Raw genomic sequence first — 25,590 nt, 5'->3', positions numbered from 1 at the left:
ATACCTCATGCGGGAAAACGCGTGTCCGCATGAGGTAGTGATGATTGGCGGCGATTCTATCATTGACTGACGCTGGCATCAGTCAATAAATGCACAAATCAGGATTCGGCCTGTTTTTTCTTCGCACGCTTGGCTTTGGTGGCCGCAGCAATTTTCTGGGTTTTCTCGGAAGGCTTTTTGGTTTTCTTCGGCTTGCCGTCTTTACCGACGGCGCTCGTCACCTTTGCTGACTCGGACTTGACCGCCGCCTTCGCGGTTTCGGCCTTGCCTGTTCGGCGCGCTTTGGCCGGCTTTTCGCCCTCTTTGCGGAACGCGCTATCCGGCTCAAAGTTGACGTTTTTCTTGCCGGTACGACGACGGCCCGCGTTGGCGGCACCGGTAGGACGCATGCTGCGCTCGCCGCCTTTCTTGGCGCGATCGCGGGCCGTTTTACCTTCACCGCGCGGTTTGCGGGTGCTGGACACCAGCGCGAAATCGATTTTACGCTCGTCCATGTGGACGGCCTCAACGCGAATTTCGACCGTGTCACCGAGGCGATAAACGCTGCCCGAAGACTCACCCACCAGACGCTGACCAATATTATCGTAACGATAATAGTCGTTATCCAGTGACGATACGTGCACCAGTCCGTCGATGAACAGATCGCTAAGGCGCACGAAGAATCCAAAGCCCGTCACGCTGGAGATAACGCCGGTGAAGACTTCACCCACGTGGTCCTGCATGAAGTCACACTTAAGCCAGTCCGCGACGTTGCGGGTCGCTTCGTCGGCGCGGCGTTCGGCCATCGAACAGTGATCGCCCAGCATCACCATTTCTTCGTAATCGCTGTGGTAGCCGCCGGTTGGCGTCCAGCGATCCTTCAGCGTGCCGTGCTCTTTCGCCAGCACGTATTTAATGGCACGGTGCAGCGCAAGGTCAGGATAACGGCGGATTGGCGAGGTGAAGTGACCGTAAGAGGTCAACGCCAGACCAAAGTGTCCACGGTTTTCCGGATCGTAAATCGCCTGCTTCATCGAGCGCAGCAGCATGGTTTGCAGCATCTCGCGGTCAGGACGATCTTTGAGCTGTTCCATGATGTCAGCGTAGTCTTTCGGCTCAGGTTTCATCCCGCCGCCCATGGTCAGGCTTAGCTCGGACAATACGCTTTTCAGCGCCGAAATATGGTCGTCGCTTGGACGGTCATGAACGCGGAACAGCGCCGGCTCGTTATATTTCTCAACAAAACGTGCCGCAGAGATGTTGGCCATGATCATACATTCTTCGATAAGCTTGTGCGCATCGTTACGCACGGTCGCTTCCACGCGCTCAATGCGGCGTTCAGCGTTGAAGATAAACTTGGCTTCTTCGGTTTCGAAGGCAATACCTCCGCGTTCGGCGCGCGCCTGATCCAGCACTTTATACATGTTGTGCAGTTCGACCAGATGCTTAACCAGCGGCGAGTACTGCTCACGCAGCTCTTTGTCGCCTTCGATGATGTGCCAGACCTTGGTGTAGGTCAAACGTGCGTGCGAGCTCATCACCGCTTCGTAGAACTTGGAACTGGTCAGTTTACCGGTCGCGGAGATAGTCATCTCACAGACCATACACAGCCTGTCAACCTGCGGGTTGAGGGAGCAGAGGCCGTTCGACAGCACTTCCGGCAGCATAGGCACAACCTGCGACGGGAAGTAGACCGAAGTGGCACGGCTGCGTGCTTCGTCATCGAGCGCGGTGCCCGGACGAACGTAATAGCTCACGTCGGCAATCGCCACCCACAGACGCCAACCGCCACCGCGCTTCTTCTCACAGTAAACGGCATCATCGAAGTCTCGGGCATCTTCGCCATCGATGGTGACCAGCGGCAAATTGCGCAGATCAACACGGCCTTTTTTGGCCTCTTCAGGCACCTGTTCGCTCAGGCCTGCAACCTGTTTCTCAACCTGTGGCGGCCAAGTGTGTGGGATTTCATGGGTGCGCAGCGCGATATCCACCGCCATGCTGGTTCCCATTTTGTCACCTAACACTTCAACGATTTTACCGACCGCCTTGGTACGGCGCGTTGGACGCTGCGTCAGTTCGACCACCACCATGTAACCCATGCGTGCGCCGCTGACGGCGTCGGCCGGGATCAGGATGTCAAAGCTCAGACGGCTGTCGTCCGGCACCACAAAGCCTGCGCCAGCGTCGGTGAAGTAGCGGCCCACGATCTGACTGGTCTTTGGCACCACCACTCGCACTATGCGCGCTTCGCGACGGCCTTTACGGTCAGTACCGACCGGCTGAGCCAGCACCACGTCACCGTGGATGCACATTTTCATCTGCTCGGCAGACAGGTAAACGTCGTCTTTTTTCACGCCTTCAAGGCGCAGGAAACCGTAACCATCGCGATGGCCAATAACGGTACCCTTCAACAAATCTAGACGCTCAGGCAGGGCATAGCATTGACGACGAGTGAAGACCAGCTGACCGTCGCGTTCCATAGCGCGCAGTCTGCGGCGCAGCGCTTCAAGCTGCTCCTCACCCGAGAGATTCAGTTCATTAGCCAGCTCTTCTCGGCTGGCAGGCGTTTCGCGCTTACCAAGGTGTTCGAGAATAAATTCGCGGCTAGGAATAGGCGATTCGTATTTTTCTGCTTCTCGTTCCAGGAATGGATCTTGTGACATAGCGGTTCCTCCGTTGTCATCAGCAGTTTGTTGAGAGTCTTTCATTCAACAAGCAATAATTTGTAGAGTTGAGAATTATCTTTGACCATGTCGGCCAGCGTGTATTGATTCAACTCATCAAGAAAGTGTTCTACGGCCGTATGCAGCACCTGCTTTAAGCGACAAGCAGGGGTGATGTGGCAAAATTCTGCCGAACAATTAACCAGGGCTAACGGCTCCAGCTCGCGGACGACGTTACCCAATAGAATGGTTTCAGCCGGTTTACCCAGTCTGATCCCCCCGTTTTTACCGCGCATTGCCGTGACCAGTCCTGCCCGGCTTAGCTGATTAATAATTTTCACCATATGATTGCGCGAGACCCCATAAACTTCGGTGACCTCGGAAATGCTGGTGAGCTGACCTTCTGGCAACGACGCCATATAGATCAACGCTCTCAAACCATAATCGGTAAAACTCGTTAACTGCACACTCGCCTCTGGGTACTTTTACCCGTTTTATTCGCATCTATGATGACAATGTAATGCGTATATACCCGTTAACTTATGAAAGCCCGGTATAAGCAAGATTACTCTATTGAATGGGCTGCCCGCCACAAAGTTTGTCTTTAAATCAAACAGACGCTGAAATTCGAAGCATAACTTGAGCGATTTGGCGTTGGTGGCAACAGAAAAAGAAAACCGGGCGTCGTGGCCCGGTTTTGCGTTTCACAATAATCGATGACGATTAGGCGTCGAACGGGTCGCGCAGGATCATGGTCTCGCTACGATCCGGGCCGGTAGAGATGATATCAACCGGCACTTCAGTCAGTGCTTCGACTCGTTTGATGTAATCGCGAGCCGCCTGCGGCAGTTTATCGAGCTCTTTCACGCCAAAGGTGGTTTCACTCCAGCCTGGCATGGTTTCATAAATGGGCTCGATCCCTTCCCAGTTTTCAGCGGCTAACGGCGTGGTGGTCACCTCTTTGCCGTCCGGCAGACGGTAAGCCACACACAGTTTGACCTCTTTCAGGCCGTCAAGCACATCAAGCTTGGTCATGCAGAAGCCAGACAGCGAGTTTATCTGCACTGCACGACGCACGGCGACAATGTCTAGCCAGCCGCAGCGACGGCGGCGACCGGTCGTCGCACCGAATTCGTTGCCCTGCTTGCAGAGATATTCGCCGATATCGTCGAACAGCTCAGTCGGGAACGGCCCTGCGCCAACCCGCGTCGAGTAGGCCTTGACGATACCGAGCACGTAATCGACGTGGCGTGGGCCCATACCTGAGCCCGTAGCAACGCCGCCCGCCGTGGTATTTGATGAGGTCACATACGGATAGGTGCCATGGTCGATGTCTAGCAGCGTGCCCTGTGCGCCCTCAAACATGATGAGTTCGCCCTGCTTGCGGGCCCTGTCCAGAAGGTCGGAGACGTCGACAACCATCGCGGTCAGGATGCCAGCCACTGCCGTTACATCATTGAGAACCTGTTGGTAATCAACCGCATCGACCTTGTAATAGTGCACCAGCTGGAAGTTGTGATAATCAACAATCTCCTTAAGCTTGTGGGCGAAAGTTTCCATGTTGAACAAATCACCGACACGCAGCGCGCGCCGGGCTACTTTGTCTTCATAGGCTGGACCAATCCCGCGACCCGTAGTGCCGATAGCCTTCGCACCACGGGCTTTCTCACGCGCCATATCGAGTGCGACGTGATAGGAAAGGATAAGCGGGCAAGCCTCAGAAATAAGCAGACGCTCTCGAACCGGGATCCCTCGCGCTTCAAGTTCACCCATCTCTTTCATCAACGCGTCCGGGGCCAGAACCACACCGTTGCCGATGATGCTGGTGACATTTTCACGCAGAATGCCGGAAGGAATTAAATGAAGAACGGTTTTCTCACCGTTGATAACCAGCGTGTGACCGGCATTGTGACCGCCCTGATAGCGCACCACATATTTAGCCCGCTCGGTGAGCAAATCCACAATCTTGCCCTTACCTTCGTCACCCCATTGAGTGCCCAGTACGACAACGTTCTTACCCATCTTGAGAATCACCAGGTTGCTTAAAAAAGAATCCTAACATCCTCTCCCCAGCCTTTCAGTAGTTTTAGCCACCCGCTGGGTGAAAAATGTCCGTTTCGTGCGACAGCTCTCTTGCCGGGGGAAATCCGCCGTGAGGATAGCCTCAGTGACCAGTATAGCGGCTCACCATGAAGAAAATGACCACGCCTGCCACCACCAGCCCGCCGCCAAAACGGCGCAGCAGTCCGTCTGGAAGCTGGGTCATACTTTGGATCATTTTTCGCCACACCTTGGGAAACACCATCGGTCCCAGCCCTTCAACAATCAACACCATTCCCACGGCCAGCCAAAGACTCACGTTCATATTTTTACTCTAATTTCCTGGAGGAGTTATCGCCTGCGGCTAAAAATTTGCGCCGGGCAGATAAAACAAAAGGCCCGTTATGGGCCTTTTGTGGGATGACGTCAAGACGGTCTGCGTCAATTAAGGTTTACTGGTCTTTGCCGGCGTTTTCATGTAGCGGAAGAAATCGTCGTTAGGACTCATTACCATAACATCATTACCGCTGCTGAAGCTCTCTCTGTAAGCCTGTAGGCTACGGATAAAGGCATAGAAGTCCGGATCCTGACTGAACGCATCGGCAAACAGCTTGGCTGCCTGAGCATCCCCTTCACCGCGGGTAATACGTGCCTGACGCTCGGCTTCAGCCAAAGTACGGGTCACTTCGTAATCGGCGGTAGCACGCAGCTTCTCGGCCTCTTCCTGACCCTGTGAACGGTGGCGACGAGCTACCGCTTCACGCTCGGCGCGCATACGCTGGAAGATGGCATCAGAGACTTCGGTCGGCAGGTTGATTTGCTTGATGCGAACATCAACAACTTCGATACCCAGTGCCGCCATGCTGTTCGGGTTAACCGCTGGCACCTTGCCGTTGGTTTCCTGCTCGACGCGCTTGGCCGCTGAAGCAATAGCGTCATCGGCTTCGGTCGTCGCAGCGGCCGCAGCGTCATCGTCGTCGGTACCCTGATTTAGGGCATCACGCACGTCCAGCGTCAGACGACCGCGTGAATCGGTCACGATGTCTTTGACGTCAAGACGACCAATCTCTGAGCGCAGACGGTCACTGAATTTACGTTTCAGCAGCACCTCGGCCTGTGACACATCACCACCGCCGGTAGCCAGGTAGTAACGGCTAAAGTCGCTGATACGCCATTTCAGGTAAGAGTCGACGATCAGGTCTTTCTTCTCTTTGGTGACGAAGCGGTCGGCCTGGTTGTCCATGGTCTGGATGCGCGCATCCAGCGTTTTCACGGACTCAACGAAAGGCACCTTGAAGTGCAGACCCGGCGCATACACCAACGGCTTGTTGTCGCCGTCACGCAGAACCTTGCCGAAACGCAGCACGATACCGCGCTGGCCTTCCTGCACCACAAACAGTGAAGCGTAGAGCGCCACCAGCACTACAACAACGACAAGTAAAATTGACTTACGCATTGGTTATTCTCTCCCTACGCGAACGGTGTCGTCACGCTGTACATCGGCACGGCGCTGATCCATGACACTGCCAGAAGAACTTGAGCTGCTGTTGCTGGCACTGCTGTTTCTACTGCTGCTCGACGGCGAAGGAACCTGTCGCAACGGGATCATGCTACTCGCATCATCGCCGCTGTTATTGGCCGCTGCCGCCGTTTTACCGCCCAGGAGCTGGTCCAGAGGTAGCACCATCAGGTTGTTGCTCTTATCGTTGATAAGCACCTTGCGGGTGTGACTCAGCACGTCCTGCATGGTCTCGATATACAGACGCTCGCGGGTAATCTCCGGCGCGGCTTTATACTCCGGCAACAGCTCGGCGAAGCGGGCAACTTCACCCTGCGCTTCAAGCACGGTACGGTCTTTGTAAGCTTTGGCGTTTTCAAGCAGACGCTGAGCCTGACCGTTAGCACGAGGCTGAACTTCGTTGGCGTAGGCTTCGGCTTCACGAATATACTGCTGCTCGTTCTCACGTGCGGCAATTGCATCATCGAATGCGGCCTTCACTTCCTCTGGCGGACGCGCCGTCTGGAAGTTGACGTCCTGCACGGTAATCCCCATGTGATAAGGACGGATGGTCTCTTCCAGCACGCGCTGTGTATCGCTACGCACCGTTGTACGACCTTCGGTCAGGATCTTGTCCATGGTGTATTTACCGATAACGCCGCGCAGCGCACTGTCGGTCGCCTGGCTCAGGCTGTCGTCAGCGTTGGCCACGCTAAACAGATAGGCGCGGGGATCGGTGACGCGGTACTGCACGTTCATTTCAACGCGCACTACGTTTTCGTCAGAGGTCAGCATAATGCCGGAAGCCGCGAGCTCACGAACGGATTCGACGTTGACCGCCTGAACCTGATCGATAAAGGTCGGTTTCCAGTTCAGGCCCGGCTCAACCAGATGGCTGAACTTGCCGAAACGGGTTACCACACCGCGCTCTGCTTCCTTAATGGTGTAGAATCCGCTGGCAGCCCAGATAACCACGACGGCAGCCACGGCAAGGCCGACGAATCGACCGTTCATATTCTTCTGCGGGCCGGAGGGAGTGCCGTTGCCGGACCCTTTACCGCCGAAACCACCGAGTTTTTTACTGAGCTTACGGAAGATATCATCAAGATCGGGAGGGCCCTGATCGCGCCCGCCCTTATTGTTATTACCACCAGAATTATTTCCACCAGAGTTGCCGCTATTGTTGCTGCTTCCCCAGGGGTCGCGGTCCTGTCCGTTATTACCGGGCTGATTCCACGCCATGTTATAGCTCCATTATTCTATGATTGGTGTTCTTCAGGCTCTATATCAGTCAAGTTATCCCAGGCATTTTTCTCTTCGAAATCTACCGGGAATCCGTTACGAACATATTCGCTCATAGCCGGTTCTTGTTTGCAGAGGCGACGCCAGTCAACAATGGGCATACGCACCATCAGACCGATACTGCCATCCTCTTCAATCCATTCTTTTTCAATCGCCTGAAGCTGGTAAAAACGGCTACGAAGGCGACCCGCTTCCGGTGGCAAACACAATTCTACCTGTGCAATTTCACCTGACAGACGCTCCGTTAATGCCTGAAATAGCAACGGGATACCTTCACCTGTCGCGGCCGATAACCAGACCCTGATTGGCAAATTCTCTTCGTTGCGGTCGATACGTGGGACGAAGTTGTCCAACATATCTATTTTATTCATCACTAACAGCGCAGGAATGTCATCTGCTTCAATCTCTGCCAGCACCGTATTCACCGCGTCGATGTTTTCCTCAACGCGAATATCCGCTGCATCAATCACATGAATTAACAGAGATGCCTGTCGGGTTTCCTGCAATGTTGCTTTAAACGCAGCAACTAAATCATGGGGCAGGTGACGAATAAACCCTACGGTATCTGCCAGTACCGTCTCTCCTACGTCAGCAACCATAATGCGTCGCAGCGTTGGATCCAGGGTGGCAAATAATTGATCGGCCACGTAAACGTCGGCCTCGGTAATTCGGTTAAACAGCGTCGACTTTCCGGCGTTGGTATATCCCACCAGAGAAACCGTCGGAATGTCGGCACGCACTCTTGAACGACGCCCCTGCTCGCGCTGTTTGGCGACGCGTTCAAGGCGGTTTAAAATAAGCGTGATGCGGTCGCGCAGGAGTCGACGGTCGGTTTCGAGCTGGGTTTCCCCAGGACCGCGCGCACCAATCCCACCGCCCTGGCGTTCAAGGTGAGTCCAGCCTCGTACCAGTCGGGTTGCAATATGGCGTAACTGTGCCAATTCTACTTGTAGTTTACCTTCGTGAGTACGGGCGCGCTGGGCAAAAATATCTAGAATAAGTCCGGTACGATCGACCACGCGGCATTCGCACAAGGCTTCCAGGTTACGTTCCTGGCCAGGTGTTAAAGCGTGATCAAACAGGATTACAGATGCGCCAGTAGCTTTAACGGCATCTGCGATTTCTTGGGCCTTTCCTTCACCGACAAAGTATTTAGGGTGTGGAGCCTTACGGCTCCCAGTGATGACTTGCAACGCCTCAACACCGGCAGAAGAGACAAGCGATTCAAATTCGCTCAGGTCTTCCGTGTCTTTGTCTTGCGAGAAATAGATATGAACCAGTACGGCCTGCTCACCGGCTTCATAACGGTCAAACAAGCGTGTGACCTCTCAATTGAGAAATAAAATTCAACGAGGGGCACATAAGCGGCAATAACCCCTTATGAACCCCTTCGAGATTGAACAGCTGGGCGCCTTATTCGGCGTCATCGCCATCCTGCGGCTGCTGTGGAGCAGACGGTGCGCTACCATGATGATAGTTATTGGTAGTACCACCACCTGGATTATTACTGTGATGAGAAACCGGGCGCGAAGGAACAACGGTGGAGATAGCGTGTTTATACACCATCTGGCTTACCGTGTTTTTCAAAAGAATCACAAACTGATCGAAAGACTCAATCTGGCCTTGCAGCTTAATACCATTCACCAAGTAAATAGAAACCGGAACACGTTCGCGACGCAATGCGTTCAGGAACGGATCTTGCAAAGATTGCCCCTTAGCCATTCTATCTTTTCCTTATTTGTTTGTTGTTTGTAACTTTGAGCCTACAAGCTCGAAAATAAATCACATAAAAAAATTTGCGCGTTGAGTACCAATCAATTGTACACAATCAACCAACCTATGCACTAACAACCTGAATTACACGGCTTAAGGCTTCGTCAGGCTTTTCTGAATCAAGCCATTCAACCCCTTCCCAACCTCGTAACCATGTCATCTGGCGTTTAGCCAGCTGCCGTGTCGCACAAACACCACGATAAACCATTTCATCGTAGTCGATTTCACCAGAAAAATATGACCACATCTGGCGGTAACCGACACAACGAACGGAAGGCATGTCCGTATGCAAATCACCCCGAGTGAAAAGCGCTTTTGCTTCGGCCTCAAATCCGTTCGAAACCATTTGGTTAAAGCGCAATTCAATACGATCGTGCAACAATTGGCGACTCGTAGGTGCGATCGCAAATTGATGTACCCGGTAGGGTAAGCTTTCACCCGAAGTTTTAACGAGTTCCGTTAAAGTTTTACCCGAAATATAAAAAACTTCCAGTGCTCTGGAGAGTCTCTGTGGATCATTCGGGTGAATTCGCATTGCCGATACCGGATCAATTTCACTCAATTTTTTGTGCAGCGCTTCCCAGCCCTGCTCCGCAGCCTGCGTCTCAATGCGCTCGCGGACTTTCGCGTCGGCCTGAGGCAGGGGAGAAAGGCCCTCTAGCAGAGCCTTGAAATAAAGCATTGTTCCACCGACCAACAACGGAATTTTCTTACGTGCCGTTATTTCCTGCATCTCTCGCAGCGCATCGGCGCGGAAATCGGCGGCCGAATAAGATTGCGCAGGATCGAGGATATCAATCAGTCGATGAGGTGCTAACGCAAGCTCTTCGGCGGTTGGTTTTGCGGTACCGATGTCCATGCCCTTGTAGATAAGAGCAGAATCGACGCTGATAAGTTCAACCGGAAGATGCTGGCGCAGGGCCATCGCCAAGGCAGTTTTGCCCGAAGCCGTCGGACCCATGATAAAAATAGCGGGAGGTAATGCTTTGTTTTCTGAATCAGTCATGCTTAAAAGCCGCCAAGGCCGGCTGTAAATCAACGGGTTGCAAGAGTCCGGAGGGAGGTGACTTGACCAACTGCGGGCAAAGTCGCTCAACGTCCGCGAGTAATTGTATTGCTTGTGAAACCGTCCAGACGTCATGCTCACTGCCAATGCTGCGGGCAAACCACATAGCTACCGCATCAGGAGTGACCTCCTGCAGAACCGCAATATAGCCTAACAGGTCGGGTATCAACTTTTGTAAATTTTGTTGGCGTAATGGTAAAGGCACTGTGCGCAATGTCCCACGCTGGTGCTCCAATAGCATTTCAATACCAAAGTGTTGCAACAGCGCCTGATGGTGCGTGAATGCGTCGCGCTCTTCCTTGCTTAGCGTCAGTTTAACCGGAATAAGCAGCGGTTGAGGCTTCAATCCTTCAGAGGTGGGGGTCAGCTGGGCCGTTTTCAACCATCTTTCGGCGACCGGCAACGATAACAGCATAATTTTCTGCCCACGTTCAATAAGAGCAAAACTTGCGGCACAGACGGTCATCACGCGGCCAAAGCTTTGGCTATGCCCTGCAAGCACATCTTCATGCCCGGCGGGTCTGGCCTTCTCGACGATGGCCGAGGCTTCAACGGCCTTAACCGCCGCAGGCGTATCGTCGCCAGGCCTCAACAATTGCTGATAAAGCTCGCCCTGCGGTTTGCTGTAGGTATTTTCTTCGCTATAGCGCTGCACGGGCTCGCGCAGATGCGCAGAACGCGATGTCTCAGGGAATATCGGCTTGCCCGCAGACGGCGCTTTGTAAGACGGTTCCTGGCGCGGCGGCGTCGCTCTGGCCGAGGGTGCAGGCTGGGAAAAATGGTTAATGCCCGCCGCCTGACGGTTTTCCGGCTGCCAGCGTGGCTGCTCTTCGACCGGCTGCTCGGTATTAAGCTGCAAATCGCCCGCCTGCTGCAATACCGCCACCACCGCCTGATAGATGAAATCATGCACCATCCGTGACTGATGGAACCGCACCTCATGTTTGGCCGGATGCACGTTGACGTCAACCTGATGCGGATCCACATCAAGATACAACACGTAAGCGGGCTGCTGATCGTCTTTGAGCCTGTCCTGATAAGCCTGGCGGATCGCATGATTTATCAGGCGATCCTTCATCATGCGGTTATTGACGTAGCAGTACTGCATCTCGGTCAGACTGCGCGAACCGGCAGGATCGGCAACCCAGCCGCGGATCGCCAAATCACCGTGACGCCATTCCACCTCAAGGGCGTGCTCGACAAAAGTGGTACTGCAAATGCTCGCCAGGCGACGCGCGTTCTGCGAGGGATCTTTCACCGCGCGATATTGGCGGACCAGCTTACCGTTATGGCTTAGGTTAAACGCGACGTCGAAACGGGCCAGCGCGATACGCCTCACCACCTCATCAATGTGCGTGAACTCGGTTTTTTCGGTGCGCATGAACTTGCGGCGAGCGGGGGTGTTATAAAATAAATCGAGGACTTCTACGGTCGATCCCTGTGGATGTGCGGCGGGTTTTACCGTCACCGCCATGTCACGCCCTTCGGCGTAAGCCTGCCAGGCTTCGTCCTGCGTGGCGGTGCGCGACGTCAGCATCAAACGCGAAACGGAGCTGATACTGGCCAGCGCCTCACCGCGAAAACCGAGGCTGAGAATCGCTTCGAGATCGTCAAGCGAGCTGATTTTACTGGTGGCGTGACGGGCCAGCGCCAGCGCAAGTTCGTCTTTAGCGATGCCGCAGCCGTTATCGCGGATGCGGATAAGCTTCGCGCCGCCGCGATCGATATCGATATCGATACGCGTCGCACCGGCGTCAAGACTGTTTTCGACCAGCTCTTTCACTACCGATGCGGGCCGTTCAACAACCTCACCTGCCGCTATCTGATTTGCCAGCTGCGGTGGCAGTACCCGAATCGGCATAGCCGCTCCTGTCATCTTAAGAAGAATATCGCTTACGTCCGTTTACGACTGCGGAATGGTCAGCGTCTGCCCAAGCTGCACGTCACCGGATTTCATATGGTTTGCCGTTCTGATGTCGCTCATGCTGACACCGTACTTCGAGGCAATGGCCGACAGCGTATCGCCGCGCACCACTTTATGCCTTGAAGGTCGTTTCGTCGCACGCGCCGTCGTCACTTTAGCGGTAGTGTTTCTCGACACCGCCGAGGTGCCCGCCGGCACTTTCAGACGCTGTCCGACCCAGACACCGTCTTTCTTCAGCTTGTTAAGATCGCGCAGTGCGCTCATGGTGGTTCCATAATGCACCGCAATGCCCGTCAGCGTTTCACCGCGTTTGACCTGATGAATCTGCGTCGCGCCGCCCAGTGCGGCCGTGGTTTCAATCGGCCCCGGCTGGCTCAAAGAGCTGCTGTCCGGTGCCGAAGCGTTGGAGCTAGTGACCGACGTTGCGCTGGCTAGCAACGGTCGGTTTTCGACCTTTGGGCCGGTTTGTAACGGATGCGCCAGGAAATAACTGCGCAAGCCTTCATAGATGGCATGGGCAATTTTATCCTGATACGCGCTGCTTCCAAGCAGCCGCTCCCCGCTAGGATTACTGATAAAGCCGGTTTCTACCAGCAGCGAAGGAATATCCGGTGAACGCAATACTCCAAGGCTGGCGTGCTCTGGCTTGGCCTTGTGCAGTGCGCCGACTTTGCGCAACTGCTGCAATACTTTAACGGCAACGTCATAACCTACGCGCTGCGAGTGGCCGAACTGCAAGTCAAGCACCGCCTGACTCAAATAAGGATCCGACGCGGTGTTGGCCAGCATATCGCCCGCCCCGCCTAGCAGCTCGGACTGCTTCTCGTGCTGCTCAAGCCAGTTACCCATTTCGCTGTTGGCGCGACGGTTTGAAAGCACCCAGACCGAAGCACCATTCGCGCTGCGGTTAGGTGCCGCATCGGCGTGAATGGAGACCAGCAGGTTGGCGCCTTTTTTACGCGCCACGTCGGAACGGCCCATTACCGAGATGAAGTAATCGCCATCGCGGGTCAATACCGGTTTAAACATCGGATCACGCGCCATCTCTGCCTGCAGTTTGCGGGCGATGGCAATAGTGACATTTTTCTCTTTTAGTCCACCTACGCCCTGTGCGCCGGGGTCTTGCCCACCGTGGCCCGCATCGATGGCGACGATGACCTGATTATCCGAGGTGGTTCCGCTGGTACGTGGCGTGAGCTGTGTGCTCGGCCCTGGCGCAGCGGCGACCCGCGGACTCTGGCTGCCGTCAAACGGATTACCGCGCGGTGGCGGTGGCGGTGGCGTGACCAAGCGGTTCCCCGGCTGGGCACGGGTGATCATTCCCGAAGAAGAGGTGCGCTGTGGCGCGGCGGCGCTGAGGGTAAACACCACGGTGTACTGACCGCCGTCCTGCTGCACCTGGGCATTGGTTCTGACCTTTTGCGTCAGCTCAAACACCAGACGCTGCGTCTTGGCATCCGCAGGCGTACTCGCCCGCACGCGTCTAACCAGATTTTGGCCGCTAAAATTCAGCGGTAAACCACGCATCACGCCCGTTTGCACGATATCGATGACTACGCGTTCCGGGCTATGCAGCGGGAAGAAGGAATAGTCAGGCTTGCCATCAAAGTTGATGGTAACGGTGGATTGCGTACTCCCGTTGGAAACATTGATGTTTTTCATACCTGCGCCAAAAGCAGGAACGAATGCCGTAGGTATCATCACGGTAACCGTGAGTACCAACATAGCCGCGACTCTTTTCCAAAATCTGTTAACGCATTGAATCATTACAGCATTATCCTTGCTTTTGTAGCATCTGCAGCAGCCGGTTACCTGTCTCGGAAACGGCCTTGATAGTCGCCAATCGTCCCTCTGGCTGATAGGCGAGAGTCAGTTCCAGATCGGGCTCAGGCAAAACGCCCGCCCCCTGTTGAGGCCATTCCACCAGACAAATCGCGTCTTCGGTAAAGTAGTCGCGTATGCCCATGAACTCCAGCTCCTCCGGGTCGGCCAGACGGTACAGGTCAAAATGATAGACCGCCATCGGATGAAGCTGATAAGGCTCGACCAGAGTATAGGTCGGACTTTTAACATTGCCGTTATGACCGCGCGCCTGCAGGAACCCACGACTGAAGGTCGTTTTTCCAGCCCCCAGATCGCCAAACAGATGGATGACCGTCGCACCGGTGCAGGCGGCGGCTAAATCAGCCCCAAGTTTCAGGGTGGCGACTTCATCTGGCAAAGGTAAGTTAATTTGATTCATTGGGTAGTTTCTATTTTTCTAGGTCAGGGTTAACCGTTGGGGCTATCCAGGTTAACAAATCCGTTGCCAGCATGCCGCGAGTGCCCTGGCGTTGAGCGATGATATCCGCCGCCGCGCCGTGAACCACAGTTCCGGCACAGGCTGCATCATAGAAAGATAACTTCTGAGCGAGCAGACCGCCAATGATGCCTGACAGAATGTCGCCCATGCCGCCGCTGGCCATCCCCGCATTGCCGACGTCGGCCAGCGCGGTCTGGCCCTCTTCGGTGCCAATCAGCGTGCCTGCCCCTTTTAAGACCACTACCCCCCCATAGCGATGGGTAAGGCGTCGTAAAGAAAGTAAGCGATCGCTTTCGATTTCCTTCACAGTGCATCCCAAAAGGCGTGCGGCTTCACCGGGATGGGGCGTCAAGACGCGATTTTGCCGTTTCTCAGGGCTTTTTGCCAGCATGTTAAGCGCATCTGCGTCCCATAACGCGGGTTTTTGATTTTCGGCGATACGTTTGAAGGCAGATTGCCCCCACGCCTTCTGGCCAAGGCCCGGGCCTATTACCACCGCACTGGCCCATTCGAGTGCCTCGGTCAGTGAGTCGTCGTTCAGTTCCTGCACCATCAGTTCAGGACGGGCGGTCAGCAGCGGCGCAATATTCTCTTTGTGAGTGAGTACTCGCACCATTCCTGCACCTGCCCGCAAAGCCGCTTCGGACGCCATGCGGATAGCCCCCGCAAAGCCGGTATCACCGCCGACCAGCAGCAGATGTCCGTGTTCGCCCTTGTGCGAGCAAGGCCGACGCGGCTTTAGCCACTGCCCCAGCCGTGCAGCGTCGAGACGTTGCAGCAGAGGAAGATGGCCACTAAGCCAGCTTTCGAGGCCGAGCGTGTCACAACGCAACTCACCCACGTAGTCTCGGGCCTGTCCGGTGAGCAGCCCAGGTTTAAGGGCAATGAAAGTCACGGTCAGCGTGGCATGAACCCCTTCACCGGCTGCGGTGCCGGTTTCTGCGGCCAGACCGGAGGGAATATCTAGCGACAAGACAGGCGCATCATAGTGATTAATCGCCTTGATGAGGCGCGTCATCGGCTCTCTGGGTGCAGATTTCAGGCCGGTACCGAGCAGCGCATCAACCACCAGCTCTCTGCCAGAAGGCCACGCCGAGGTGATATCGCCAATCGTGCCACCGGCGTCGAGCCAGCCCTTTCTTGCCTGTTCCGCCTCATCGGGCAGCAGTTTATCGCTGCTTATTGCCAATAACGTGACGTCAAGACCCGCGCCTTTGGCCAATCTTGCTACCTCATAGCCGTCACCACCGTTATTACCGTGGCCACACAACACCAGCCAGCGCGTGGCGTGAGGAAAGGTCGAACGCGCATGGCGAAATGCGGCCGCGGCGGCGCGCTGCATCAGCGTAAATAGCGACAGGCCGGTATCCCGCGCCGCCTGTGCCTCCGCATCTCGCAACCAGTCTGCAGAATAGACGGAGTATGGTAAACTTGCCGGGTTCTGTTTTTCAATTTGGTTAGTCATGACGCACCTCCTCGATCTCGATCAATTAGCCCAACATATCAAGCAATGGGGCCAGTCGCTAGGCTTCCAACAGGTTGGTATCTGCGATACCGACCTCTCGGCCGAAGAGCCAAAGCTGCAAGAGTGGCTTGATAAACAATATCATGGAGAGATGGATTGGATGGCGCGCCACGGCATGATGCGCGCACGCCCACATGAGCTTTTACCCGGCACGCTGCGGGTGATAAGCGTGCGCATGAACTACCTGCCTGCCAAGGCGGCTTTCGCAAAAACGTTGAATAATCCAATGCTTGGCTATGTTAGCCGCTATGCGTTGGGCCGCGACTATCACAAGGTTCTGCGCCAGCGTCTGAAAAAGCTGGGAGACATGATCCAGACTTACTGCACCGAAGCGCAGCCCGATTCAGCGCTGAGCTTTCGCCCTTTTGTTGATTCCGCACCTATCATGGAACGTCCTCTTGCTGAGAAAGCCGGGCTTGGTTGGGTTGGCAAGCACTCACTTATATTAAACCGTGAGTCAGGTTCCTGGTTCTTCCTGGGCGAACTGCTTATCGACCTCCCCCTGCCGGTGGATAAACCTCAGGAAGAACAGTGTGGGCGATGCGTGGCCTGTATCACTACCTGCCCGACCGGCGCTATTGTCGCGCCCTATCAGGTCGATGCCCGCCGCTGTATCTCCTATCTGACCATCGAGCTCGAAGGGGCCATTCCTGAAGAGTTCCGCCCGCTGATGGGCAATCGTATCTACGGCTGCGACGACTGCCAGCTTATTTGCCCCTGGAATCGCTATTCTCAGCTGACCGACGAAGATGATTTCAGTCCGCGCGCTGCGCTGCATGCGCCGCAGCTGGTCGAATTGTTTAACTGGAAAGAAGAGAAGTTTCTGCGCATTACCGAAGGCTCGCCTATTCGGCGTATCGGACACCTGCGCTGGCTGCGAAATATTTCCGTCGCCTTGGGTAACGCTCCCTATGACGAAAGCATCGTTTTGGCGTTAGAAAGCAGAAAAGGGGAAAATAGCATGCTGGATGAACATATTGAGTGGGCTATCGCGCAGCAGTTGACCAGGCGGAGCGAACATCAGATAGAGGTGCAGTCTTCTCAGAAGAAACGACTGATTCGCGCTGTGGAAAAAGGTTTGCCGAGGGACGCTTAAAAGAGGCAAATTTCTGTAAATGCGCTAGCGTCTCCGCTGTGCATAAAAATAAAATTGCTTTGCCGATCAATTGCAAAAAAAAGAGCAAGCGATCGCCATAACGTTTTGCTATTAATTTTATTCATTAAAAATCAATAAGTTATTTTTTAACAATATCCACAGGACAAATAAAGATCAGTGCAAAAAGTAAACTAAATCTGTGGATAACTCTGTTCACAGAATTAATTCAAGTCATTTTTTTAAACGACGAAAAAGGCCCCGAGAGGGCATGGTGACTGGCTTAGTGATTTGAAGAAGAAAATTGGAGCGGGAAACGAGACTCGAACTCGCGACCCCGACCTTGGCAAGGTCGTGCTCTACCAACTGAGCTATTCCCGCTTAGGAGATGCAATGTGCATCGGTTGTAAATTTCGTCTTGTAAATTCTCTTCGTCTGAAGAGACATCTACTTTTCGACAACTACAACATTTGAAAAGTTTGGAGCGGGAAACGAGACTCGAACTCGCGACCCCGACCTTGGCAAGGTCGTGCTCTACCAACTGAGCTATTCCCGCGTCGCATGGTGCTACTGTTTTCTTTACTGCTATTTTTCTTTGATAAAACTTTGAAAGCCAATCAAAAAAATTTGGAGCGGGAAACGAGACTCGAACTCGCGACCCCGACCTTGGCAAGGTCGTGCTCTACCAACTGAGCTATTCCCGCTCTGCGTACTAACGAAATTCTTCATCGGTACGGGGTGCGCATTATACGAGAAATCTTTCGTCCCGCAAGCCCCCTTTCCCAAAAAAAACCGTTTTTATTCAATAAATCGTTCAAGTGCTGATTAAAAGAGCAAGGCGTTCAATTAACCAGCAATTTTTTACTTTTAACGCCGTAAATCAGACGAAAAAATATTTTAGCCCGTTATCACAGCTTGATAAAGTTTTCGCGATAGTAGGCCAGTTCGGCCACTGACTCGCGAATATCGTCCATCGCCTGATGCGTTCCCTGCTTGGTAAAGCCGTCGAGCACTTCTGGCTTCCAGCGACGCGCGAGCTCTTTCAGCGTACTGACGTCAAGGTAACGGTAATGGAAGTAAGACTCCAGCTCCGGCATGTACTTGAACAGGAAACGGCGATCCTGACCGATGCTGTTGCCGCAAATAGGAGATTTACCTGCCGGAACCCACTGTTTCAGGAACTCGATAGTCTTCTGCTGGGCGGCCTGTTCGTCATAAGGGCTGGCCTTGACGCGTTCCACTAATCCGCTTCCGGTGTGCGTACGCACGTTCCATTCGTCCATCAAGGCAAGCTGTGCTTCCGACTGATGCACCGCCATCACCGGCCCCTCGGCCAGAATATTCAGATTGGCGTCTGTCACTAACGTTGCGATTTCGATGATACGGTCGCGCTGCGGATCGAGGCCGGTCATTTCCAAATCGATCCAAATTAGATTGTTATCACTCGCTGACATAAATAGCTCCAGTCATGAAAAGTCCCACAACGGTTAATTAATACGAAATAGCTGGTATCATAGACGTTTTGGTCGCAACGAGCGATTAAAGCCAGTCAAGTGAGGCGCAGTGACTAAGATAAAACTGTCAAAAGGGCAACAACGTCGCGTTAACGCCAACCACGAACGTCGTCTGACTAAGACCGACAAACGTAAAGAGCTGGACGACTCCCTGCACGGCGAACCCCAAGAGGGGGTGGTCATCAGCCGTTTCGGGATGCACGCCGACGTTGAAGCTTCCGACGGCAGCCAGCACCGCTGCAACATCCGTCGGACCATCCGTTCGCTGGTTACCGGCGACCGCGTCGTATGGCGCTCCGGCGAGAACGCCAGCGTCAAAGGTATCGTTGAAGCCGTGCATGAACGCACGTCGGTACTGACACGTCCAGATTTCTACGATGGCGTTAAACCGATTGCCGCTAACATCAATCAGATTGTGATTGTCTCGGCCATCCTGCCCGAGCTGTCACTCAACATCATCGACCGCTATCTGGTGGCCTGCGAAACCGTTGAGGTCGAGCCGCTGATCGTGCTGAACAAAATCGATCTGCTGGACGACGAAAGCCGTAAATTCGTGGCACAAATGATGGATATCTATCGCCACATCAACTATCGCGTCCTTGAAGTGTCGAGCTATACCGGTGAAGGCATGCCGGAATTTATCGCCGCGCTGACCGACCGCATCAGCATCTTTGCCGGTCAGTCGGGCGTGGGTAAATCGAGCCTGCTGAACGCGCTGCTGCCACCGAGCGACCAACAGATTCTGGTTAACGATGTCTCGGATAACTCGGGGCTCGGCCAGCACACCACTACTGCTGCGCGGCTTTATCACTTCCAGCACGGTGGTGACGTCATCGACTCCCCGGGCGTGCGTGAATTCGGCCTGTGGCACCTTGCCCCTGAGCAAATTACCCAGGGCTTTGTCGAGTTCCGCCCTTATCTGGGCTACTGCAAGTTCCGCGACTGTAAACACGGCAGCGATCCGGGCTGTGCAATTCGTGAAGCCGTCGACAAAGGCGAGATTGCCGAGGAGCGTTTTGACAACTATCACCGTATTCTCGAAAGCATGGCCGATGTAAAAACGCGTAAAAACTTCGATGAACTTTAAAAAACGCCGGTAATTTCAGTACAATTGCCGGTTAGTTTTTGGCTATTTATTTTTCATTTTTTTATTTCCTACGATCTGTCGCTTAGTGCGGCAGACGATACTTTAAGAGGCTCCCCGTGCTGGATAGGATCAAAATAAAACTTCAATACTTACTTCCTAAACAAGGGCTGACCCGACTTGCAGGCTGGGGTGCAGAACGCCGCGCCGCGATGCTGACCCAGTGGGTAATCAAAGCTTTTGCCAGCTATTACAAAGTTGATATGAAAGAAGCACTGGACCCGAACTTTTCGGCTTACCCAACCTTTAATGAATTCTTCGTGCGTCCGCTGCGCGATGGCGCTCGCCCTGTTGTCAGCGGGCTGGACATGCTGTGCCTGCCTGCCGACGGCGCAATAAGCCAGCTGGGTGCGATTGTCGACAGCAAGCTGTTCCAGGCTAAAGGCCATTTCTACACTCTCGAAGCGCTGCTGGCCGGCAACTATCAGTTGGCTGAACAGTTCAAAGAAGGCCTGTTTGCAACCACTTATCTGGCCCCGCGCGACTACCACCGCGTTCACATGCCGTGCGACGGCGTACTGCGCGAGATGACCTACGTACCGGGCGACCTGTTCTCGGTTAACCCGCTGACCGCCGCGAATGTGCCTAATCTGTTCGCACGCAATGAACGCGTCATCTGCGTGTTCGATACTGAATTTGGCCCAATGGTACAAATCCTGGTTGGCGCGACCATCGTGGGCAGCATCGAAACCGTATGGTCTGGTCAGGTTACCCCGCCGCGTGAAGGTATTATCAAACGCTGGACCTACCCTGCTGCCGGTGAAGAAGGCGCGATCGCGCTGGAAAAAGGCCAGGAAATGGGCCGCTTCAAGCTCGGTTCAACCGTTATCAACCTTTTTGCCGCCAATCAGGTCGAATTTATGCCACAGTTGAAAAACGGCACCGTAACGCGCATGGGCGAACCTTTTGCCGAGGCGTTGCGCCCACACGCCGTCGAACCGGTCTCTGCCGAGAACGTTATTTAAGTTTGTTGAAAGGAAATTGTCGTGCGCCTGATCTCAACCCTGTTGCTGAGTTTGCTGTTGGCGCTGCCACTGTATGCCAACGCAGCGCTTTCAGAAGACCAGCTCCAGCAAGAGCTAAAACAAGCCCAATCCAGTAAGGATACGGCCAATCAGGCGCAGATCGTCGAGTTGCTGCAAAATGCGATTAACTGGATGGGTGAGGCACGTGCTTCCCTCGCCCGCTCAGGACAATACCAGACGGTCATCGACGACTTTCCGCGCCTGACGCAGAGCCTGCGTCAGGAGCTAAAAACCCAGAGTGAAAAAGCGCTGCCGGTGGACGACAGCCTCTCAAGCGCTGAGCTTGACCAGCAGATCCTGCAGGTCAGCAGCCAGCTGCTCGAAGAAGCACGCCAGCTGCGCCAGGAGCAGGACCGTTCGCGGGAGATAAGTGATTCCCTGAGTCAACTTCCACAGCAGCAGTCTGAGGCCCGCAACGCACTGGCCGACGTCGATCAACGCCTGCAAAATCTCACCAAGAGCAATTCTCCGCTGGCGCAGGCTCAAGCCAAGGCGTTACAGGCAGAATCTGCCGCCCGCAAGGCGCGCGTCGACGAGCTTGAGTTGGCACAGCTTTCTGCGAGTAATCGTCAGGAACTGTCGCGTATCCGCGCTGAACTGTATAAGACGCGTCACGATCGTCTCGATGAACTGCTGCAAACGCTGCGCAACAATCTCAACAGCCAGCGCCAGCGCGAGGCCGAAAATGCGCTTGAAAAAACTGAGCAACTGGCCGAGCAGAGCGGTGAGCTGCCGAAATCGATTACCCAACAGTTGCAGGCCAACCGCGAGCTTTCGCTGGCGCTAAACCAGCAGGCGCAGCGCATGGACCTCATCTCCTCCCAGCAACGTCAGGCCGCCGCGCAAACATTGCAGGTTCGTCAGGCACTGAGCACCATCCGCGAGCAGGCGCAGTGGCTCGACGCATCGCCGCTGCTCGGTGAAACCCTGCGTGCCCAGGTTGCCAAGCTGCCTGAAATGCCAAAACCACAGCAGCTCGACGGTGAGATGGGTCAGCTGCGGGTGCAGCGGCTGCACTATGAAGACTTACTCGGTAAACAGCAGCAGTACCGCCAGGGGCGTCAGGACGACGGCCAACCGCTGAGCGCCGCACAGCAAAAAATTCTTCAAGCGCAGTTGAAAACGCAGACCGATTTGCTCAACTCGCTGCTTTCAGGGTGTGACACCCAAATTCTTGAGCTGACCAAGCTCAAGGTCGCCAATACCCAGCTGGTTGACGCGCTTAAAGACATTAATGACGCCGCGCACCGCTATCTGTTCTGGGTCGCCGACGTCAGCCCGCTGAGCTTCAATTATCCGCTACAAACCATGCACGACCTGAATCGTCTGCTGTCGCTGGATACACTCTCGCAGCTGGGCAAAGCCTCGGTGATGATGGTTACCAGCAAAGAAACGCTGCTGCCGCTGTTTGGCGCACTGATTTTGGTGATTGTCAGCATCAGCTCCCGTCGCCACTACTACAACTTCCTTGACCGTGCCAGCAGCCGCGTTGGCAAGGTCACTCAGGACCACTTCTCGCTCACCGCCCGCACGGTATTTTGGTCGATTCTGGTCGCCCTGCCCCTGCCAGTGCTGTGGGCGGCGTTGGGTTACGGCCTGCAAAGCGCGTGGCCATTCCCGATAGCGGTCGCCATCGGTGACGGCGTGACCGCCGCGCTGCCGGTACTGTGGCTGTTTATGATAAGCCACTATCTGGCGCATCCGAAAGGGCTGTTCATCACCCACTTCAACTGGCCGCAGCGCCGCGTTTCGCGTGCGCTGCGCTACTACTCGCTGTCAATCTGGCTGGTCGTGCCGTTGATTATGGCGCTGATAACCTTCGATAATCTCAACGACCGCGAGTTCTCCAACACGCTGGGAAGACTGTGCTTTATCATTCTTTGCGTACTGCTGAGTCTGGTGACGCAGAGCCTGAAACGTGCCGGTATTCCGCTGTATCTCGACAAGCAGGGCAACGGCGAGAACCTGCTGAACAGCACGCTCTGGTGGTTGATGCTGAGTGCACCGCTGATTGCGGCCTTTGCCTCAATGCTCGGCTATCTGGCGACCTCACAGGCGCTTCTGGCGCGTCTGGAAACGTCGCTGGCCATCTGGTTCCTGCTGCTGGTCATTTACCACATCATCCGCCGCTGGATGCTGATTCAACGCCGTAAAATTGCCTTCGAACGCGCCAAACAGCGCCGTGCCGAAATCCTCTCGCAGCGTGCGCGCGGTGAAGAGGAACAGCAGGTAAACAGCAATGAAGGGGCGATTGAAATCGAGGAGCCGGTGGTCGATCTCGACGCCATCAGCGCCCAGTCTCTGCGTCTGGTACGTTCACTGCTGGCGATGGTTGCGCTGGTGTCGTTGATTTTCCTGTGGTCGGAAATCCATTCGGCGTTCTCTTTCCTCGAGAACATCAAGCTGTGGGACGTTTCCTCGACCACCCAGGGCGTCGAGAGCATGCAGCCGATCACGCTGGGCCACGTGCTGATCGCCATTCTGGTTCTGATCATCACCACCCAGCTGGTGCGTAACCTGCCCGCCCTGCTCGAGCTGGCGCTGTTACAGCATCTGGATCTGACGCCGGGCACCGGTTATGCGGCGCTGACTATCACCAAATACGCGGTATTGCTGATAGGTGGGCTGACCGGGTTCTCGATGCTTGGCATCGAATGGGGCAAGCTGCAGTGGCTGGTCGCGGCGATGGGCGTGGGGCTGGGCTTTGGTTTGCAGGAGATCTTCGCCAACTTTATTTCAGGCCTGATGATCCTGTTTGAAAAGCCTATCCGCATCGGCGATACGGTGACTATTCGTAATCTGACCGGCAGCGTGACCAAGATTAATACCCGAGCGACAACCATCGTCGACTGGGACCGCAAAGAGATCATCGTGCCAAACAAGGCGTTCATCACCGAGCAGTTTATCAACTGGTCGCTGTCGGACTCCGTCACGCGCGTGGTGTTGACGGTGCCCGCACCGGTAGAGGCAAACAGCGAAGAGGTGACGTCTATTCTTACCCAGGCGGCGCGCAAATGTTCGCTGGTGCTGGATACACCGGCTCCAGAGGCGTATCTGGTCGACCTGCAACAGGGTATTCAGATCTTCGAGCTGCGTATGCACGCCGCAGAAATGGCGCACCGTATGCCGCTGCGTCATGAAATCCACCAGCTGATTCTGGCCGGGTTCCGCGAGCATGGCATTATTCTGCCATTCCCGCCTTTCCAGGTCCGCATGGAGACGTTGCATCGCGGCCAAAACGGCAGCAACGCCACGATCAGCAGCGCCGGTCCACGATCGCCGGGCGACCTCTAAAGCCCCTGTTGGCTCCCTGCATATCACGCACAGGGAGCCTGCACCTTAAATGTCGGCAAACAGTCGCTTCGCAGTATGACGATGCCGGGCTATCAGCGACTTCACATCCAGGCCGACAATTTGCCCCTCACGTACGCGCCACTTTCCGCCGACCATCACGCTGTCAGCGCGTTCTGCCCCACACAGCAACAGCGCGGCGATCGGGTCATGACTTCCGCTAAAACGCAGCTCGTCCAGCCTAAATAACGCCAGATCCGCCTGTTTACCCACCGCAAGCTGCCCGATATCCTCACGGCCAATGACCCGTGCAGATCCCCGCGTTGCCCAGCCTAGGATCCGCTCCGGCGTGGCGTATTCTGTTCCGTAACGCAGACGCTGGAGATAAAGCGCCTGCCGCGCCTCATACATCAGGTTTGAGGCGTCGTTTGAGGCGGATCCATCCACGCCAAGGCCGATCGATGCCCCTGCCGCCTCGAGATCCCGCGTTGGACACATGCCTGACGCCAGCCGCATGTTAGATACCGGGCAGTGGCAAATGCCGGTACCCGCAGCGCCCAGTCGGCGGATCTCTTCTTCGTTGAAATGGATCCCATGAGCCAGCCAGGTCCTATCGCTGAGCCAGCCGACGCTGTCGAGATAGTCGACCGTGCGCAGGCCAAAGCGCTCAAGGCAAAACTGCTCCTCGTCCAGCGTTTCGGCCAGATGGGTGTGCAGACGGACATCCTCGCGCTGCGCCATCGCGGCGCTTTCTCGCATGATATCGGGGGTCACGGAGAACGGCGAGCAAGGCGCCAGCGCGATTTGCATCCAGGCTCCCTCGCCGCGCTGGTGATAGCGCTGAATCAGCCGCTGGCTGTCTTCCAGAATCACCTCGGCGGATTGCACCGTATGCATCGGCGGCAGACCGCCGTCGTCTTCCCCGAGGCTCATCGAGCCGCGAGTCAATAAGGCGCGCATGCCCAATTCACCGACCACCTCGACCTGAACGTCGATGGCCTCTTCCATCCCCTGCGGAAACAGATAGTGATGGTCGGTGGTCGTGGTACAGCCAGAGAGCAGCAGCTCGGCCATTGCAACGCGGCTCGCTAACGCCAGCGCTTCAGGCTGGAGACGGGCCCACACGGGATAAAGCTGTTTTAACCACGGGAATAGCGGGGCATTGACCACTGGTGCCCAGGCTCGCGTCAGCGTCTGATAAAAGTGGTGATGGGTGTTGATAAGACCCGGCAGCAGCACGCATTCGGCGGCGTCAATGACACTGTCTACCGGCCGCGCTGGCTGCTGCCCCGCGGACAGCAGCTCGGCGATGCGTGAGCCTTCAATAACGAGACCGCCGGCGGCGTCGAGCTGGTTGGCGGTGAAAACGGCGAGAGGGTTTTTGATCCAAGTACGTTGCGTCAACATAACTGGCTCCTTTAAGTTGATAATCATAAGGTTAGCCAGCTCAG

The 25,590-nt window shown here is 55.1% G+C and carries 19 protein-coding genes and 3 tRNA genes; 4 read left to right on the top strand and 18 right to left on the bottom strand.

The features are described 5' to 3' along the window. Window positions 1–98: 98 nt before the first annotated feature. The 13 genes from rnr to nnr all read right to left on the bottom strand — a co-directional run bounded on the left by rnr (window position 99) and on the right by nnr (window position 16,012). The gene (rnr, locus tag O1V65_RS20735) at window positions 99–2,642 is read right to left on the bottom strand and encodes a ribonuclease R (protein ID WP_269129988.1); all 2,544 of its coding nucleotides are present in this window, start codon (window positions 2,640–2,642) and stop codon (window positions 99–101) included. 41 nt (window positions 2,643–2,683) lie between these two features. Then, complete coding sequence (gene nsrR, locus O1V65_RS20730) at window positions 2,684–3,109, bottom strand: nitric oxide-sensing transcriptional repressor NsrR (protein WP_017492193.1); 426 nt, start codon at window positions 3,107–3,109, stop codon at window positions 2,684–2,686. 256 nt (window positions 3,110–3,365) lie between these two features. Further along, entirely contained in the window at window positions 3,366–4,664 is a 1,299-nt protein-coding gene (locus O1V65_RS20725; RefSeq protein WP_017492192.1) for an adenylosuccinate synthase, read from the bottom strand. Window positions 4,665–4,806: 142 nt separating this feature from the next. Further along, entirely contained in the window at window positions 4,807–5,007 is a 201-nt protein-coding gene (locus O1V65_RS20720) for a DUF2065 domain-containing protein (RefSeq protein WP_084912689.1), read from the bottom strand. 120 nt (window positions 5,008–5,127) lie between these two features. Further along, window positions 5,128–6,138, bottom strand: a complete 1,011-nt coding sequence (hflC, locus tag O1V65_RS20715; RefSeq protein WP_017492190.1) for a protease modulator HflC — start codon at window positions 6,136–6,138, stop codon at window positions 5,128–5,130. 3 nt (window positions 6,139–6,141) lie between these two features. Beyond that, window positions 6,142–7,422 (bottom strand): FtsH protease activity modulator HflK, encoded by a 1,281-nt coding sequence (hflK, locus tag O1V65_RS20710; RefSeq protein WP_017492189.1) that lies wholly within the window; start codon window positions 7,420–7,422, stop codon window positions 6,142–6,144. Between the two features lie 17 nt (window positions 7,423–7,439). Beyond that, on the bottom strand, window positions 7,440–8,798 hold the full coding sequence (gene hflX, locus O1V65_RS20705) for a ribosome rescue GTPase HflX (protein ID WP_017492188.1): 1,359 nt from the start codon (window positions 8,796–8,798) through the stop codon (window positions 7,440–7,442). A gap of 97 nt (window positions 8,799–8,895) precedes the next feature. Continuing rightward, a complete protein-coding gene (hfq, locus tag O1V65_RS20700) occupies window positions 8,896–9,204 on the bottom strand; it encodes an RNA chaperone Hfq (RefSeq protein WP_017492187.1) in 309 nt (102 codons plus the stop codon). Between the two features lie 115 nt (window positions 9,205–9,319). Beyond that, a complete protein-coding gene (gene miaA, locus O1V65_RS20695; RefSeq protein WP_017492186.1) occupies window positions 9,320–10,261 on the bottom strand; it encodes a tRNA (adenosine(37)-N6)-dimethylallyltransferase MiaA in 942 nt (313 codons plus the stop codon). Next, entirely contained in the window at window positions 10,254–12,182 is a 1,929-nt protein-coding gene (gene mutL / locus O1V65_RS20690; protein WP_269129987.1) for a DNA mismatch repair endonuclease MutL, read from the bottom strand. Before mutL ends, miaA begins: the two co-directional genes overlap by 8 nt. Window positions 12,183–12,224: 42 nt before the next feature. Continuing rightward, complete coding sequence (gene amiB / locus O1V65_RS20685) at window positions 12,225–14,012, bottom strand: N-acetylmuramoyl-L-alanine amidase AmiB (protein WP_420066643.1); 1,788 nt, start codon at window positions 14,010–14,012, stop codon at window positions 12,225–12,227. 7 nt (window positions 14,013–14,019) lie between these two features. Next, complete coding sequence (gene tsaE, locus O1V65_RS20680; protein WP_084912685.1) at window positions 14,020–14,487, bottom strand: tRNA (adenosine(37)-N6)-threonylcarbamoyltransferase complex ATPase subunit type 1 TsaE; 468 nt, start codon at window positions 14,485–14,487, stop codon at window positions 14,020–14,022. A gap of 10 nt (window positions 14,488–14,497) precedes the next feature. Continuing rightward, window positions 14,498–16,012: a bifunctional ADP-dependent NAD(P)H-hydrate dehydratase/NAD(P)H-hydrate epimerase gene (gene nnr, locus O1V65_RS20675; RefSeq protein ID WP_227953593.1), complete on the bottom strand. Its 1,515-nt coding sequence runs from the start codon at window positions 16,010–16,012 to the stop codon at window positions 14,498–14,500. On the opposite strand from nnr, the gene queG reads away from it, so the two are divergent. Beyond that, complete coding sequence (gene queG / locus O1V65_RS20670) at window positions 16,011–17,168, top strand: tRNA epoxyqueuosine(34) reductase QueG (protein ID WP_165428795.1); 1,158 nt, start codon at window positions 16,011–16,013, stop codon at window positions 17,166–17,168. The two genes, nnr and queG, sit on opposite strands and share 2 nt — an antisense overlap. A 302-nt stretch (window positions 17,169–17,470) precedes the next feature. Here the strand turns inward: queG and O1V65_RS20665 are convergent. From O1V65_RS20665 to orn, 4 genes are all read right to left on the bottom strand, one after another. After that, a tRNA-Gly gene (locus O1V65_RS20665) sits at window positions 17,471–17,546 on the bottom strand. 99 nt (window positions 17,547–17,645) lie between these two features. Further along, a tRNA-Gly gene (locus O1V65_RS20660) sits at window positions 17,646–17,721 on the bottom strand. A gap of 72 nt (window positions 17,722–17,793) precedes the next feature. Then, window positions 17,794–17,869: transfer RNA gene (locus O1V65_RS20655), tRNA-Gly, on the bottom strand. A 204-nt stretch (window positions 17,870–18,073) separates the two neighbouring features. Next, the gene (gene orn / locus O1V65_RS20650; RefSeq protein WP_269129985.1) at window positions 18,074–18,619 is read right to left on the bottom strand and encodes an oligoribonuclease; all 546 of its coding nucleotides are present in this window, start codon (window positions 18,617–18,619) and stop codon (window positions 18,074–18,076) included. Between the two features lie 109 nt (window positions 18,620–18,728). Here orn and rsgA point away from each other — a divergent pair, with 109 nt between their 5' ends. From rsgA to mscM, 3 genes are all read left to right on the top strand, one after another. Next, entirely contained in the window at window positions 18,729–19,766 is a 1,038-nt protein-coding gene (gene rsgA, locus O1V65_RS20645) for a small ribosomal subunit biogenesis GTPase RsgA (protein ID WP_017493733.1), read from the top strand. 116 nt (window positions 19,767–19,882) lie between these two features. Next, window positions 19,883–20,788: an archaetidylserine decarboxylase gene (gene asd, locus O1V65_RS20640; RefSeq protein ID WP_017493732.1), complete on the top strand. Its 906-nt coding sequence runs from the start codon at window positions 19,883–19,885 to the stop codon at window positions 20,786–20,788. A gap of 21 nt (window positions 20,789–20,809) precedes the next feature. After that, entirely contained in the window at window positions 20,810–24,142 is a 3,333-nt protein-coding gene (mscM, locus tag O1V65_RS20635) for a miniconductance mechanosensitive channel MscM (RefSeq protein WP_017493731.1), read from the top strand. A gap of 45 nt (window positions 24,143–24,187) precedes the next feature. On the opposite strand, the gene O1V65_RS20630 is transcribed toward mscM, so the two are convergent. Continuing rightward, window positions 24,188–25,546, bottom strand: a complete 1,359-nt coding sequence (locus O1V65_RS20630; protein ID WP_269129984.1) for an 8-oxoguanine deaminase — start codon at window positions 25,544–25,546, stop codon at window positions 24,188–24,190. Window positions 25,547–25,590 lie beyond the last annotated feature (44 nt).

Origin of the sequence: Rouxiella badensis (assembly GCF_026967515.2) — a bacterium.
Lineage (GTDB): Bacteria > Pseudomonadota > Gammaproteobacteria > Enterobacterales > Enterobacteriaceae > Rouxiella > Rouxiella badensis.
Note: the sequence above shows the minus strand (reverse complement) of the source record. Positions and strands in the feature narration are given on the sequence as shown.